Annotated in this window: 12 protein-coding genes; 2 read left to right on the top strand and 10 right to left on the bottom strand. The window is 36.3% G+C overall.

Features of this window, described 5'->3' with window-relative positions; all coding sequences use genetic code 11:
* Positions 1 to 4: 4 nt before the first annotated feature.
* The 7 genes from Q0X66_RS04035 to Q0X66_RS04005 form a co-directional block, all read right to left on the bottom strand.
* Complete coding sequence (locus Q0X66_RS04035; RefSeq protein WP_297703449.1) at positions 5 to 1,723, bottom strand: OstA-like protein; 1,719 nt, start codon at positions 1,721 to 1,723, stop codon at positions 5 to 7.
* Between the two features lie 457 nt (positions 1,724 to 2,180).
* Complete coding sequence (locus Q0X66_RS04030; RefSeq protein WP_297703447.1) at positions 2,181 to 3,452, bottom strand: adenylosuccinate synthase; 1,272 nt, start codon at positions 3,450 to 3,452, stop codon at positions 2,181 to 2,183.
* 15 nt (positions 3,453 to 3,467) lie between these two features.
* Positions 3,468 to 3,923: a Fur family transcriptional regulator gene (locus Q0X66_RS04025; protein WP_297703445.1), complete on the bottom strand. Its 456-nt coding sequence runs from the start codon at positions 3,921 to 3,923 to the stop codon at positions 3,468 to 3,470.
* A 97-nt stretch (positions 3,924 to 4,020) separates the two neighbouring features.
* The gene (locus Q0X66_RS04020; RefSeq protein WP_297703443.1) at positions 4,021 to 6,228 is read right to left on the bottom strand and encodes a RelA/SpoT family protein; all 2,208 of its coding nucleotides are present in this window, start codon (positions 6,226 to 6,228) and stop codon (positions 4,021 to 4,023) included.
* 41 nt (positions 6,229 to 6,269) lie between these two features.
* The gene (locus tag Q0X66_RS04015; protein WP_297703441.1) at positions 6,270 to 7,502 is read right to left on the bottom strand and encodes a M48 family metallopeptidase; all 1,233 of its coding nucleotides are present in this window, start codon (positions 7,500 to 7,502) and stop codon (positions 6,270 to 6,272) included.
* Positions 7,503 to 7,606: 104 nt separating this feature from the next.
* Positions 7,607 to 8,419: an RNA methyltransferase gene (locus Q0X66_RS04010; RefSeq protein ID WP_297703437.1), complete on the bottom strand. Its 813-nt coding sequence runs from the start codon at positions 8,417 to 8,419 to the stop codon at positions 7,607 to 7,609.
* Between the two features lie 205 nt (positions 8,420 to 8,624).
* Positions 8,625 to 9,695: a DUF3810 domain-containing protein gene (locus tag Q0X66_RS04005; protein WP_297703434.1), complete on the bottom strand. Its 1,071-nt coding sequence runs from the start codon at positions 9,693 to 9,695 to the stop codon at positions 8,625 to 8,627.
* A 69-nt stretch (positions 9,696 to 9,764) separates the two neighbouring features.
* Between Q0X66_RS04005 and Q0X66_RS04000 the strand changes: the two genes are divergently transcribed.
* Complete coding sequence (locus tag Q0X66_RS04000) at positions 9,765 to 11,219, top strand: aminoacyl-histidine dipeptidase (RefSeq protein ID WP_297703432.1); 1,455 nt, start codon at positions 9,765 to 9,767, stop codon at positions 11,217 to 11,219.
* Between the two features lie 33 nt (positions 11,220 to 11,252).
* Here the strand turns inward: Q0X66_RS04000 and Q0X66_RS03995 are convergent, their stop codons facing one another.
* From Q0X66_RS03995 to Q0X66_RS03985, 3 genes are read right to left on the bottom strand one after another with little or no spacing between them, the layout of a single operon-like run.
* Positions 11,253 to 12,371, bottom strand: a complete 1,119-nt coding sequence (locus Q0X66_RS03995) for a peptidylprolyl isomerase (RefSeq protein WP_297703430.1) — start codon at positions 12,369 to 12,371, stop codon at positions 11,253 to 11,255.
* A 10-nt stretch (positions 12,372 to 12,381) separates the two neighbouring features.
* Complete coding sequence (gldI, locus tag Q0X66_RS03990) at positions 12,382 to 12,933, bottom strand: gliding motility-associated peptidyl-prolyl isomerase GldI (protein WP_297703428.1); 552 nt, start codon at positions 12,931 to 12,933, stop codon at positions 12,382 to 12,384.
* Positions 12,930 to 13,946, bottom strand: coding sequence for a bifunctional oligoribonuclease/PAP phosphatase NrnA (locus Q0X66_RS03985; RefSeq protein ID WP_297703703.1), 1,017 nt, complete (start codon positions 13,944 to 13,946; stop codon positions 12,930 to 12,932). Before Q0X66_RS03985 ends, gldI begins: the two co-directional genes overlap by 4 nt.
* 172 nt (positions 13,947 to 14,118) lie before the next feature.
* On the opposite strand from Q0X66_RS03985, the gene Q0X66_RS03980 reads away from it, so the two are divergent.
* Positions 14,119 to 15,147, top strand: a complete 1,029-nt coding sequence (locus Q0X66_RS03980; protein ID WP_297703425.1) for an alkaline phosphatase D family protein — start codon at positions 14,119 to 14,121, stop codon at positions 15,145 to 15,147.
* The last annotated feature ends 32 nt before the right edge of the window (positions 15,148 to 15,179 follow it).

The raw sequence follows: 15,179 nt of genomic DNA, 5'->3' as shown, positions 1-15,179 counted from the left end.
GTAACTATTCCTTTTTTTGAAGGGCGGGTCCTTTTTTCGGTATAAGACCTTTAATAGGCTTCGACTTTTTTGAAGAGTCATCTTCACGATCATCCTCCTCTTGTTGTTCTTCTTCAAGATCAAGAGGATTATCAACCCCATTTATCTTTGCTAATTCAATATTGTTGTCATCTTCATCAAAAATATCATCTTTGCTAAGTATTCGTTCATCACCACGCCATATAAACCCTTTGAGTTTTCTACTGCTCAACGGAAGATCTACTTCCGGAAAAATGTCTCCATCCGGATTGGTATAAAAAGTAATATCCTCAATATCATTTTCAGCTAATGTTAACCTAATTTCACTGCAAATTGTTTTATTAATACCGATGAGTTCATCGTCATCATTATACATATAGTAAATTACTTCAGTATTTTTAACCAGGTCCACAATTTTTAGTGAATTATCGATAAACTTTCCGAAAAGATCTTTGCCTTTAGCCTGGTTGTAACCTTCCATGCTTATGCTGTCGAGTGAGATTATAAAAGCGTTATTTATTACTTTTAATGAATCCAATTTTTCAGTTTCCATATCGGAGATCAGATAGATACTGTCACCGGTCATTTGGTTATCCACATTCCACAGAACAGGTTCTTTAATCAATTGGGTTATTCCGGAAGATTGATCAAAGTGTATAGAATCACATTTGCCACTCAAATCAGTTTTATAGAATTTAGCATTTCTGAAAGCCCTTAAAATTCGTTTATCCGGTTTCCCGGTAAGAAGTAAGGTGTCTCCATGCATATAGAGCGAATCCTGTTCAACCAAACTTATGGATACAGCCCGCTTAGTAGCAAATACAGAATCTTTAGCTTTAAATACCTCAGCATAGTGGGCCCTAATTACCCCATTATTGACAGTGTCCGTAACAACAATATTATTGGTGGCCGAGGCAAATTGAGAAGCTTTGTCAAAATAAACACTATCACCTTCAATGATTCGGTTATTGTAATCTATTCTCGTATTTTTTATACCATAACCACTTTCTATTTTGGTGTCATAGAATCCTCGTTCACAATATATTTTATAGGTCTTACCTGTTATAGTGGAAGGCCCGTACATATAGGCGTTCTTAGAATTCTGATAATAATCCAATTGCTTGGAGTCTATAGTGTATTCGGGATTTAAAATATGTACATTGTCTATGAACTGAAATTTTTCAGGTACCATAAAGTATCTTCCTATTTCACTGGTAAGTGTATTGGCAGAATCAACAATAGTACCTGAACTCGTATAATAAGATTCCTGTTTTTCACGGTCAAAGTAGAGGGTGTCTGTTCGAAGGGTCATGCCAGAACTGGTACCGGTACCGGTACCAGTATTTTTTAAGACTACTTTTTCCCAGGCCTTGGCAAGTCTGGTGTTACCATCATAATTAATTTTTCCACCAGTCATTTGAATGGAATCACCCTGTTTCATTCGGATGTTACCAATTGCCTTCAATTTATTTTCTTTTTGATAGAATATAGCTATATCGCACCAAAGATCTGCCCCCTGGTGTTCAAACTGGACTTGCCTCTCATCTTTACTAAATATAGATGCACCGGGAAATTGAGCTTCGTCTTTTGTAAAATTCGCACCGTATACGATATTAATCTGTTTAACTTCTTCCTCAGGCTGTTCCTGAGCAGAAGCTATACAAAAGAAAAAAAGAAATACATTAAGTAGTATTAATCTGATCAAGACCCAAATTTTTGTTCAAAAATAGGATAATTTAAAAGAGAAGCATAAGTATTGGCACTGTTTTAGGATTTCATTTAGACCAAATTCCAATTTCTACTTCGAGGTCTAAATTATCTTTCTGTTAGGCCTTGGCATTGTTAGTGGTAACCCTGGTCCTTCATAAGTAAACTCTCTATAATTACGGGATTTGTTTTAATTTCAGACAGGCAAGAATCCGTAACATTGATTCCAATTAATTATAGACTGCAGAGGCTCAAATCTCCGGAAAATTCTATAGATTCATCTGAAACTTCTGTTTTTTGAAGTTCTGGTCAGTTCAGATTGGGAGTTGAAACCTTATTTGATAATATGTTTTTTATCTGAAGGTTATGGCGAAACAGTAATGAACCGATTCTTTAGAGAGCTTTATTATTTCAGGTATATAATGAGTTGCCAACTAATTTCTATCGATATGTAATTACCTGTGAATAGTTTGCTTTCGATCCGGGCCTACGGATACAATTTTAATCGGAATTTCTAACTCCGCTTCAAGATAATCGATGTATTCTATTAATGTTTCCGGGAGTTGCTCTGCGCTGGTCATTTTGGTAAGATCCTTTTCCCATCCTTTCATTTCTTTATAAATAGGAACAATATTTTCTGCTTCAATATTATAAGGGAGGTGATTTACTTTTTCCCCTTTGTATTTGTATGCTATGCAGATTTTTACTGTTTTAAATCCACTAAGTACATCTGCTTTCATCATCATTAATTCTGAAACCCCATTAATCCTAACTGCATATTTTAAAGCCACAAGATCTAACCATCCACAACGTCGTGGCCTGCCTGTAGTAGCTCCAAATTCATTGCCCACTCTTCCCATAGTAGCGCCAACTTTATCAAATAGTTCTGTTGGAAAAGGTCCACTTCCTACACGGGTGGTATATGCTTTAAAAATGCCAAAAACGCCTCCTATGTTCCCCGGAGGTACACCAAGCCCCGTACATGCTCCTGCGGCGGTTGTATTTGAAGAAGTAACATAAGGATACGTTCCAAAATCGATATCCAGCAGGGAACCCTGAGCTCCTTCAGCCAGGATTTTTTTTCCACTTTTCTGAGCCTGGTAAAGATACTCCTCACTATCGATAAAAGTCAGTTGTTTTAATTCCTTTATAGCATTGAAGAAATCTGATTCCAATTCCTGAAGATCGTATTGTATATCTACATTATGAAAGTCTATCATGGATTCATGCTTATCAGCCAATGCACGATATTTCTCCTTCCAGTTATTTAGTTCAAGATCTCCTACTCTTATTCCATTTCGTCCTGTCTTGTCCATGTAAGTAGGTCCTATACCCTTCAGAGTTGAACCTATTTTTGCTTTACCTTTTGCGGCTTCCGAGGCTGCATCCAGCAACCTGTGGGTAGGTAAAATCAGATGAGCTTTCCTGGAAATTAGGAGTTTGGATTTTATATCCAGATTAAACTTGTTAAGGTTATCAAGTTCTTTTTTAAAAATAACCGGGTCAATAACTACCCCGTTACCTACAACATTGATCGCATTGTCATGGAATATACCAGAAGGAATAGTGTGTAAAACGTGTTTTATGCCATCAAATTCCAAAGTGTGCCCCGCATTTGGGCCTCCCTGAAACCTGGCTATAATATTATAGTTTTTGGTAAGTACATCAACAATTTTTCCTTTTCCTTCGTCTCCCCATTGAAGACCTAGTAGCAAATCTACGGCCATGCGGTAATTTATTGGTTAGTTATTAGCTTTTTCTTTGTGGTTTCTTGTACCGTAGAAATACAACGAATGATTATTTATTTTAATATCGAATACTTCTTCAATAGTTTGTTTTATTGATTGTATTCGCGGGTCACAAAATTCAACCACTTCTCCGGTATCTGTCAGAATTACATGATCATGCTGCCTGTCAAAATAGGACTTCTCGTACTGCGCCTGATTCTTACCAAATTGGTGCTTTCGGACTAACCTACAATCCAACAAAAGTTCTATTGTATTGTAAAGCGTTGCTCTGCTTACCCGATAGTTTTTATTCTTCATATTGATATAAAGCGACTCTATATCAAAATGTTCATCACTTTCATAGATCTCCTGGAGGATTGCATAACGTTCGGGGGTTTTTCTATGCCCATTTTCCTCCAAAAAGGCGGTAAATACTTTTTTAACGATTTCTTGGTCCTTATTGGTCCCCATAATTACGTCATCATCTTATTGGCAAATGTACATCTAAAAATACGAATATAGATATTTTATGACCGCTAGATTACACCAAAAAGATTCTGGGAAATCTCTATACCCGAGTCACCTTTTCAATGCCGTTTAACCGCTTCAAATTATTGATAAGTTTTTTGAGAATAGCATTATTTTTTACTACAACCGTAATTTTACCTGTAAAGGTACCTCCATCTGTACTAAAATTGAGATTCCGCATATTAACAAGCATATTATCAGAAATAATTTCTGTAATCTCGTTCATCAGGCCTAAATTATCAATTCCTGTCAGTTTAATTTCTGAAGTGAATTCTTCCTGGCTCGAATCAATCCACTTGGCACTGATAATCCTGTAGGCATAGTTAGATTGCAAAGAAATAGCATTTGGACAGTTTTTCTTGTGAACTTTTATACCTTCAGCCACACTTACAAAACCAAAGACTTCATCTCCGGGAATTGGACTACAGCATTTGGATAGAGTGTAATTTAATTTTTCCTCCTCCTTACCAAATACAAGCATATCATATTTGGTAGTTATTTCGACCTTATCAATATCTTCTTGAACCGGTTTACGCCGAATCTTATTTTTGAAAAAACTGATAAATGCATTATTATAAGATGATGCAAAATCTTTGATCATCTGATTATCAATTACTCCGATACCTACTCGATAGAATAGATCCAAACTGGTATTAAGCTTAAAGTGAACGACCATCTTATTGATGGAATCCTCGTTCATTTTAATTTTTTGAGACTTAAGTTTACGTCTTAATGTTTCTTTACCTTCCTTAGCAATTTCTTTTTGTTCTTCTCGCAAAGACGAGCGAATTTTTGCTCTGGCTCTTGCTGTAGTAGCGTAATCCAGCCAGTTCTGATTGGGTTTGGCTTTTTCTGATGTAATGATCTCAACTTGGTCACCGCTATTTAATGTCGTGTTCAGAGGTACCAACTTTCCATTTACCTTCGCCCCCCGGGTTCTCATTCCTACTTCGGTATGAATATTAAAAGCAAAATCCAAAGGGGTGGCGTCTTTTGGTAATGATTTTAATTCACCTTTTGGAGTAAAAACAAAGATCTCCTTCGAATATAGATTTAATTTAAATTCCTCCACAAAGTCCACGGCATTTCCATTAGAGCTCTCCAGAGCTTCCTGTAAACGGTTGAGCCACATCTCTATTCCCTGTTCTTTTTGTGCTCCATGTTTATATTTAAAGTGAGCGGCATAGCCTTTCTCGGCTATTTCGTGCATTCTCTGACTCCGTATCTGAACCTCAACCCATTTGCCTTCTGGGCCCATTACAGTAATATGCAGTGCTTCATAACCTGTTGATTTTGGAGAAGATATCCAATCGCGAAGACGTATTGGATTGGGCGTAAAATGATCTGTTACAATAGAGTATATTTTCCAGGCAATGAATTTCTCATTCTGTTTATCAGATTTATAAATGATGCGGATGGCAAACTTGTCATATATTTCATCAAAAGCAACATTCTGAGATACCATTTTCTTTCTGATGGAATAGATCGACTTCATCCTTCCTTTTATATGATATTCAAGACCTTCTTTATCCAAAGAATCTCGAATAATATTGGAGAATTCATCAATATAATTCTGTTGTTCTTCTTTGGTTTGCTCAATTTTTTCCTGAATATCATTGTATACTTCCGGCTCTGTGTATTTCAGACTTAGATTCTCTAGTTCTGTTTTTATATTATAGAGTCCAATTCTATGAGCCAGGGGAGCATAGATATAAAGCGTTTCAGAGGCCATTTGCACCTGCTTGTGCTCCGGCATGGCGTCCATAGTAAGCATATTGTGATATCTATCTGCTATCTTGATGATAATTACCCGAACATCATCATGCAACGTTAGCAACATTTTTCGAAAATTCTCTGCCTGTTGGGATATGTTCATCTCCTTTTTGAGATGGGCAATTTTCGTAAGGCCGTCCACAATGCGAGCTATTGTTTCACCAAACATTCGCTCAATATCATCTAATGTATAATCGGTATCTTCAACAACATCATGGAGTAATGCGGCCGCAATAGATACGGCATCGAGACCAATTTCTGAAGCTACTATCTTGGCTACTGCTATAGGATGAAAAATATAGGCCTCTCCTGATTTTCTTCGTTGATTCTTATGGGCATCCACGGCTATGTCAAAAGCAGAACGTACTAGTTTTTTATCTTTAGCAGTTAATGCCTGATAACTAATTCTAAGTAGTTCCTTGTATTGCTTTGCAATTTGCTTGTTCTCCAGCTCTAAGTCCGTTTCCACACTCATAAAATAAATTTACCACAATCTTTTCTACTAACCAACAAAAATCATGCCTTAAGGTTACGTATTCTTTGAATCAAGGGTGGGTGAGAATAGTGCAAAAATACATAGGCTGAATGCGGGGTTAGATTGCTCAGGCTATTTTTTGAAAGTTTTTTTAATGAGTTGATTAAAGGCAAAGCTTCATAGGTATTTTTGGCATAATCATCTGCCTCAAATTCAAATTTTCTGGACAGAATGTTCATCACCAAACCAGTTATTTCGGAGATTGGACTATAGAGGATTCCAAAACAAATTAAAGCAGCATGAAAACTGGGTTTAGTGACACCTATGGCATATGAAAATTCGGGGTTATTAATAAAAAGAGATAGTATGAATAGTGTAATTCCTGTGAGAAGTATTGAAATAGTTAGATTTATAATAATATGGTGGCGCTTATAATGCCCGACTTCATGGGCAAGTACGGCTACTATTTCTTCTTCCTCTAAATCCTGAATTAACGTATCATAAAGTGTTATCCTTTTTTCTTTTCCAAAACCGGCGAAATATGCGTTAGCCTTAGTACTTCTCTTGGATCCGTCTATTACAAAGATATTTTGAAGTTTAAATCCCACCTTACGTGTGTAATTTTCAATTTTACTCTTAAGTGATCCATCCTCCAGGGGAATTTGTTTGTTAAATAAAGGTACTATTAACCTGCTGTAAAAAAGGTTCATAAAAACCGTGAATATGGCAATCAGTCCAAGGGCATATATCCAAAAATTAGCACCAGCAAATTGAAAAAACCAAATGACCATTGAGAGTATACCTCCTCCTAAAATAGCCATCATTAACCAGCCTTTGATTTTATCAATAAAAAACAATTTTCTAGTAGACTTATTGAACCCATATTTTTCTTCTATCACGAATGTCTGATAATATGAAAAAGGCGTTGTAATAATATCACTTCCTAGCATAATGATACCAAAAAATAAAAGAGCCATTAAAATTGGGTTTTCAGTAATATTTCGCACGAGTAGGTCTAGCCATTCAAATCCACCAAATATTAAAAATCCTAAAGTAAGAACAAGAGTAAAGGAAGAAGATAGAATGCCAAATTTGTAGTTATCTTTCTTATATGCCTGAGATTTTAAATATTCTTTCTTATCAAAGACATCCTGCAACTCTTCTGGAATAGGATCCTGAAATTTTCGTGAATTGAGATAATCCAGTACAGTTTCCATAAGGAATTGGAGCACTATGATTACTATTATTATATAAAACAGTAAAGTACTATTCATAGAAGACTTTTATCATTCAATTAAAAACGTGACAAATTTAAATAAGCTGGCACTAAAAAAGGTTTGAATTTTTAATAGTGAACCTGGCAATCGGGGTTATAATCTTAAAGAAATTCTCTTTGCCGCTTAGCCTCAAAGATAAGAATTGCAGCCGATACAGAAACATTCATGGAATCTATCTCACCTTGCATTGGTATAATAATATTCTGATCGGATTCCTGCAACCATTCTGATGTAAGTCCGGTAGCCTCAGTACCTACTGCAATGGCACAAGGTTTCTTAAAATCCACCTCGGTATAGTTACATGAAGCTGACAAGGTGGCTGAATAAATAGCTATTTTATTCTTTTTTAAAAAATTGATTACCTCCTGAGTTTTTCCAGTTGCAATATTTACTGTAAAAAGGCATCCAACGCTGGCTCTGATTATATTTGGATTATAAAGATCACCGTTGCTATTTACAATAATTACAGCATCTAATTTAGCTGCATCCGCAGTTCTTAATAAAGCACCAACATTTCCGGGTTTTTCCGGTGCTTCCGCAATCAATATTAATGGATTCTTATTCCTAAATGAAATATCATTTAGATTGTGATTTTTTGAACAGGCAATAGCAACAATTCCCTCCGTACTTTCTCGATATGCTATTTTTTGGTATATCTCCTGTGTCACTTCTACCAATTCTGGAGATTTCTCAAACCGGGCAATAATTAGCCTTACTTTTTCTACAGAAATAATAGTGGGGCAAAAAAAGACAATCTGAATAGTATAACCGCCTTTACATGCCAATTCAAATTCTCGCTGTCCTTCTAATACAAATAAGCCAGAATTTCTGCGTTCACGTGATTTTTCCTTTAACAGGAATACTCTTTTAACCAAAGGATTTTGTAAACTACTAATCTGCTTAACTTTGTTCATAAGACAAAAATAGAAGAATTAGGGAAAAGTAATAAAAGTAGTTAAAAACACTGTGCATTTTGAGAATGTTTCGCTTTCTGAAACTTTAAAACCGGGTTCCTATTTAATGCATGCCGGTTGGCAGTAAAATAGTTGAAAGGATACAGGAGTAAAGTTAAGAATATCAGAGGCATCCACTTTATCAACTAAAAATCGATTAAGGCACTCATTCAATCGGATATTTTATATCATAGGTAACCAAGAGTGTAACAATAAGTCTATAACTTTTTATCCCCTCTTCCTGGTTGTTCGCTTTCAGAAATGTATTAAAAATTGACTTAAACACAGGCTCAAAAGGATTTTCATAGGCCAGCCAAAATTTATTCAACTCTTCGTAGTTTTTTTGAACACCCCGGTTTAAGCTGGAATATAATTCACGAAATTTCGCTTCATCGCTTAATTTTATTTCACTTAATGAGTAACTAAGTGCATATGCTGCGGCAGAATACTTAAAGTAAATATCTTTATTATTGGCTGTAACGAGGAATCCTATAAAATTAACTTCGTTTTCTGCAGAATAACCAACCTGATGTCCTATTTCATGGCCCGTAATCACCGGAAATCTGAAATTAGGTATTTTGCTATTCACCTGAGCCTCATTTGTAAAAGGGTTAAGATAGCCGCCATATCCCATATAAGTGAGGGCAGTACTAAAAATAGATTTTTTTAAACTTGGATTCTTGTAACTAAAAAACGGATACCTAATTCCGAGATTTGTGTACCCCTCCAGGGTCTTTTGAAAGATTTCCTTTTGATTATACGGGATATTTACCGCTATTGAAGTGTCTGAAGTTACTTCATACTGAAGTTTATTTGTCCTTTCTATGAGCTTTTCTGTAAACATTATCAATTCATTGGTCGTATAGGTGTCTTTTAGGTCAAGTGTTTGAGAAAGTGGAACTCGGTAATAATTGAAACCCCACATGAGATGAAATGTGAAGTAGGCTACGGAAAGTATTAAAACTATATCCCTAAAGAATAGTTTCAGGTTTTTTCTTATTTGATTTCTTTTGATAATTATATACCGGATGGCAAGTATTATTAGGATGGTGTAAATTAGATCGCCAATGGAGAAGGGAAGCCATCCAAATGCGATCCGAAAAAAGTGTGAAATAAGGGGATACAGGCCTTTGCTGTAATAATTTTCAACAAGCTCCGGATAACTCCCGAGACACTTGACTATTATTATTTGCGGGATAATGGATAATGCAATTCCATTCTTCAACCTATTATTCATGAATTCAAAAATAACAATTATCTCGCTTGGTTCATTTTCAATATGTATTTTTGATTCTTAAAGTAAAATATGAACCAAGAAATAGAACAATTAGAACCAAATAGAATCTGGAATAATTTCTCAAAACTTAATGCCGTACCACGTCCTTCCAAGAAGGAAGAAAAAGTAATTGAATTCATGCTGAATTTTGGCAGGTCTTTGCAATTAGAGACCTTTAAAGATGAAGTAGGCAATGTTATTATCAGAAAAGAGGCATCGATTGGAATGGAAGATTGTAAAACAATTACACTTCAATCTCATTTAGACATGGTTCATCAAAAAAATTCTTCTACAGATTTCGATTTTAATACTCAGGGAATTGAGATGTACGTGGATGGTGATTGGGTTAGAGCCAGGGGAACAACTCTTGGTGCAGATAACGGGATGGGAGTAGCAGCGATTATGAGTTTACTAGAAAGCCATGATATTCCACATCCCCCTCTTGAAGCCTTGTTCACTATTGATGAAGAAACTGGTATGACGGGGGCAATGGGACTAAAAGGAGGTGTCCTCAAGGGTCAGATTTTATTGAATTTAGACACTGAAGAAGATGACGAAATAGATATTGGATGCGCCGGCGGGATAGATATTACAGCAACCAGAACCTATGAGGAACAAACAGTGCCAAAAGAGTCGATTGCATACGGCATAAGCGTCAAAGGATTACACGGCGGACATAGTGGTATGGATATACACCGAGGTTTTGGGAATGCAAATAAAATAATGAACCGCCTTTTGTTTAAAAGTACAGAAGAATTCGGTATTGGAGTGTCACAAATTGATGGAGGAAGTTTGAGGAATGCAATTCCTCGCGAGAGTTTTGCAACAGTTGTTTTAAGAGCAGACCAAAAAGAAGATTTTGAAGTTAAAATAACGGAATGGGTAGAGGACATTAAAAGTGAGAATTCATTTGTTGAAACCAAGTTGAATATTAGCCTGAACAAAGTTAAAATGCCGGTAAAGATGATGGAAAAAACCGCTCAGGATAAAATTTTAAGAGCTGTATATGCAGCTCATAACGGCGTTTATGCAATGAGTGCAGCAATTCCCGAATTGGTGGAAACTTCCAATAACATTGCCAGAATTCAAGTCAAATCCGGGAAGATTAGTATTGGATGTCTTACCAGATCTTCAGTAAATACCGCCAAATTTGATTTGGCTAATTCTCTCAAATCCGTTTTTGAGCTTGCAGATTGTTCAGTTACTTTAACTGGGGAATATCCGGGATGGAGCCCAAATCCGAATTCTGAGATATTAGAAGTGCTTAAAGATCAGTACGAAATCCTTTTTAATGAAAAGCCACAAGTAGTAGCTTGTCATGCCGGATTGGAATGTGGTATTCTCGGAAAAAATTACCCTGAAATGGATATGATAAGTTTCGGGCCTACCATTAAAGGTGCACATTCTCCGGATGAAAGAGTAAGTATCTCTTCAGTAAAAAAGTTTTGGATCTTTCTATTACAGATTTTAAAGAATACGCCTTAAATAAAAAAGGGCCCGAAAATTTTCGGGCCTTTTTTACTCGGCAATACCTATAATCTCCAGGTCAAAAATGAGATCAGCATTTGGAGGGATTGGACCTCCGCCTTGTTCGCCATAACCCAAATGTGGTGGAATAAATATCCTGATTTTGTCTCCAATTTTCATACCTAATAAACCCTCTTTGAAACCAGCTACAAGCCTTGAATCGGGACTGTAATCCATTGGAAAGGGTTCATAACCTCCTCCTTGTTTTCTTCTTTCATCGAATTTATCAAACTTGATAGCAACTTCTTCATAATTACTGTCGAAAAGAGTTCCATCTTCCAGCCAGCCAGCATAATACACTAATACTTTATCACCAATCTTTGGGTTAGCACCGGTTCCTTCTTGTAGAGTTAGGATTTTTAAACCAGACGGAAGTTCTTTTGCATTTTCCTGTTGTTGTTTAATTTCCGCTGCGAAATCGGTTTTAACCTTGGCCATAGCCGCAATAATAGCTTCTTCCTCTGCAAAATAATCTGTCATCACTTGTACAGCATCAAAATTCTTGGCCTCTTTTCCATTTCTAACGATGTACACGGAATTTATTACTACATCAACGACGGGTTTGTCCTTTTTGTTCGGTTCTGCATAGGTTTTTACATTGGCAATGGAATCTACAACATCCATTCCCGATACAACCGCTCCAAAAACACTGTGTTTACCATTGAGAAAAGGGGTTTCTTTATGAGTTATGAAAAACTGACTTCCATTAGTTTTTGGCCCCGAATTAGCCATAGAAAGAATACCAGACTTATTATGTACAAGGGAATCATTGAATTCATCTTTAAACTTATACCCCGGGTTACCGCTACCTGTACCAGTAGGATCACCACCCTGAATCATAAAATCTTTAATGACTCTGTGAAAAATTGTACCATCATAGTACTTACGGTCTTTATACTCTTCACTTACAAAAGGATTGTTACCCTCTGCCAGGGAAACGAAATTGGCCACTGTTACAGGAGTTTTTTCTATTTCGAGCTTTATAATGATGTCTCCTTGGCTGGTATTTAAATCTGCGAATAAACCATCTCCCAGATCCCGGTACTTGCTTGATGTACAGCTTGTTAATGCTGATATGCCAATTAAAACTATTACTATTAATTTTTTCATTTTTAAAAGTTTAATTATCAAGATTTTCTTTTTGTTTATCAATTTTTAGAATGCTAATGGTGGACTTAAGTGCTACGTTAGGTCCAATTTTGTTATTATCCCCGTGATAGCCATATGCCATGGCAGAGGGAAAAAAGAAAGTGGCCGTTTCATTTTCTTTAAGAAGTTTTACGCTACTGCGCAGGCCTGGAAATAATTCCTGTTTATCTACTTTATACCGGATAGTCCCTATTTCCTCCATAGAATAGATGGTATCATTCTGAAGACTAACTAAATTGTAATTAAGAGTCACCAAATCATCGGGAAGGGGAGTGTAATCACTTTCCTCATTTATAGCACTATAAAAGTACCAGGATCCTGTGGCCGATGCCAGGTAGTGATGAAGAGTATCATTTGCTATGATTTGTTGAATAATCTGCTCCTCTTGATTTAACAGCTCTATGTTTCTTTGAACAGAAGCATTAATAAGGCTTCCGGACTGAGTTTTAATGGGCCGCCTGGGTTCAGGTTCGCCACAAGCTATAAGACATATGATTGGTATTACATAAAGGAAGTTCTTCATTTGCTAAGCTGGTCTCTATAGTTTTCCAATAAGGCTTCGAAATGTTTTATTGTGCCCTCCATATCACTTTCACTTCTTCCTCCTGCCGCATTGGTGTGCCCACCTCCATGAAAGTGATTTCTAGCAAATTCATTAACTGAGAAATTTCCTTCAGAACGAAATGAAATCTTAATTATTCTTTCTTCTTTATTCTCAATAAAAATAACAGCAAATAGAATATTCTGAAGCGTAAGGCCATAATTTACAAATCCTTCGGTATCTCCTTTTTTATAATTGTGGGCATCCAATTCTTCCTGACTCAAACAGGTATAAGCAGTGTTATATTCCTTTAGGATGACCATGTTTTTTAATGCACAACCCAAGAGTTGTAACTTACTAGGGGTGTTAGTGTCAAATATTTGATTTTGCACTTCAAAATTATTTGCCCCTTTATTTATCAGCTCAGCTGCAACCAGATGCGTTTTACTGGTTGTTGACGAATACTTAAAAGAGCCTGTATCTGTAACAATTCCTGCATACAAACAATCAGCAATTTCACTTGTAATCATGTTTACATCACCCAGAGAATTAATAAAATTAAAAACCATTTCAGACGTAGAACTCATTTTAGAATCTGAATATGTTATTTGGGCGTAATTATCGGGAGCCTGATGATGGTCTATCATTATAAAAGTGGCTTGCAAACCTTCCAGTATCGGCGTCATCTGTCCAACTCTTCCCAGCTGATTAAAATCGAGTGTAAAACAAAGGTCAGAGCTATTAAGGTATTGAACTGCGGCAGCGTTATCTCTTTCGAAATTAAGGACTTCGTTAGTACCTGGCATCCATTTTAGGAACTTGGGATAATCATTGGGGACAATTACCCTTACTTCATGTCCAATTGACTTAAGATAATGCCATAAACCCAGCGAAGAGCCAATCGCATCACCATCAGGGTTTTTATGTGGCACAATAACTATTCTTAGTGGCTTTGAAAGCAGTGCTTTTAGCGCCTTTACATCCTCAGAATTCATGCGCGCAAAGATACAATTAAATTGGAGATTCCCTATACTGGTATTTTCAAAGGTAAGGGGCGGTAGAATACTTCTTTTAACCAGCTTTAAAATAGAGTCTAAAAGTATTCTCATGACGGACTAATATTCCTTTTTATAAAAGTTTATTTTTGTATGCTAAATCATTTGATTCATGTATAAATCATTCGTTGTTGTAATCGTGTTTGCTTTTGCCTACGGTTGTGCCACCCAAAAAAAATCGGTTAAAACAACTGTTCCGGATGCGGAAATTACAATTGCTTTTGGTTCTTGTAATAAGCATAACTTAGAAAATCTTTTGTGGGATGACATAAAAGAAGCTAATCCATTATTATGGATTTGGGGGGGTGATATAATTTACGCTGACTCAGAAGATGTAACTGAAATAAGACAACTATATAGTGCCCAAAATAAGGTTTCGGGCTATAAAAAATTAAAAAAAAGTACGCAGGTAATAGGAACCTGGGACGATCATGACTATGGATTAAATGATGGGGGCACAGAATATGTTTCTAAAAAACAAAGCCAACAGGCTTTTTTAGATTTTATGGAAGTACCGGCAAATCATCCGAGACGAAGTCAGGAGGGTGTATATTTTGCCTATAACTATAGCGGAAGTCTGGGTAAAATAAAGATAATAGTCCTAGATACTCGATATTTTAGAACAGTATTAACCCCGGACATAGACACTGAGAAACGTTATAAGCCCAACCAATATGGTAAGGGCACCCTACTAGGAGAAACACAATGGAATTGGCTTAGCAATGAGTTGAATAATACGGAAGCCGATTTTAATCTGGTTGTAAGTAGTATTCAGTTCTTGTCCAATGAGCACGGTTTTGAATGTTGGGGAAATTTTCCCCATGAAGTTGATAGATTTAAACAATTACTGGCTGATTCTAAGGCCAAAGGGGTAATTATTCTTTCAGGGGATCGCCATATTTCTGAGTTTTCTAAAATTAATATTCCGGGACTTTCCTACCCATTGATAGATTTTACCAGTAGCGGACTTACGCACAGTTATTCAGATTTTTCCGGGGAACCCAATCCGTATCGACTGGGTAGTGTTATTGCTAAAGAGAGTTTTGGACTGGTAAAGTTGAATTTGATTACAAAGGAAGTTCAATTACAAATCGTTGAAGATGAAGGGATTGTGCCTCTTGAGATAAGACAGAATTATTAATGTTGTAGTTTGCTGCTAGAAAATGTATTTTT

The sequence above is a fragment of the uncultured Eudoraea sp. genome (assembly GCF_947260015.1).
In the GTDB taxonomy this organism is placed as follows: domain Bacteria; phylum Bacteroidota; class Bacteroidia; order Flavobacteriales; family Flavobacteriaceae; genus Eudoraea.
This window is presented reverse-complemented; position numbering and strand designations above follow the sequence as displayed.

Bases quoted from the DNA above. Each gene is read 5' to 3' on its own strand.
- Q0X66_RS04030 (WP_297703447.1), bottom strand. From the start codon at position 3,452: ATGGCCGTAGATTTGCTACTAGGTCTTCAATGGGGAGACGAAGGAAAA.
- Q0X66_RS04025 (WP_297703445.1), bottom strand. From the start codon at position 3,923: ATGGGGACCAATAAGGACCAAGAAATCGTTAAAAAAGTATTTACCGCC.
- Q0X66_RS04020 (WP_297703443.1), bottom strand. From the start codon at position 6,228: ATGAGTGTGGAAACGGACTTAGAGCTGGAGAACAAGCAAATTGCAAAG.
- Q0X66_RS04015 (WP_297703441.1), bottom strand. From the start codon at position 7,502: ATGAATAGTACTTTACTGTTTTATATAATAATAGTAATCATAGTGCTC.
- Q0X66_RS04010 (WP_297703437.1), bottom strand. From the start codon at position 8,419: ATGAACAAAGTTAAGCAGATTAGTAGTTTACAAAATCCTTTGGTTAAA.
- Q0X66_RS04005 (WP_297703434.1), bottom strand. From the start codon at position 9,695: ATGAATAATAGGTTGAAGAATGGAATTGCATTATCCATTATCCCGCAA.
- Q0X66_RS04000 (WP_297703432.1), top strand. From the start codon at position 9,765: ATGAACCAAGAAATAGAACAATTAGAACCAAATAGAATCTGGAATAAT.
- Q0X66_RS03995 (WP_297703430.1), bottom strand. From the start codon at position 12,371: ATGAAAAAATTAATAGTAATAGTTTTAATTGGCATATCAGCATTAACA.
- gldI (WP_297703428.1), bottom strand. From the start codon at position 12,933: ATGAAGAACTTCCTTTATGTAATACCAATCATATGTCTTATAGCTTGT.
- Q0X66_RS03985 (WP_297703703.1), bottom strand. From the start codon at position 13,946: ATGAATTCTGAGGATGTAAAGGCGCTAAAAGCACTGCTTTCAAAGCCA.
- Q0X66_RS03980 (WP_297703425.1), top strand. From the start codon at position 14,119: ATGTATAAATCATTCGTTGTTGTAATCGTGTTTGCTTTTGCCTACGGT.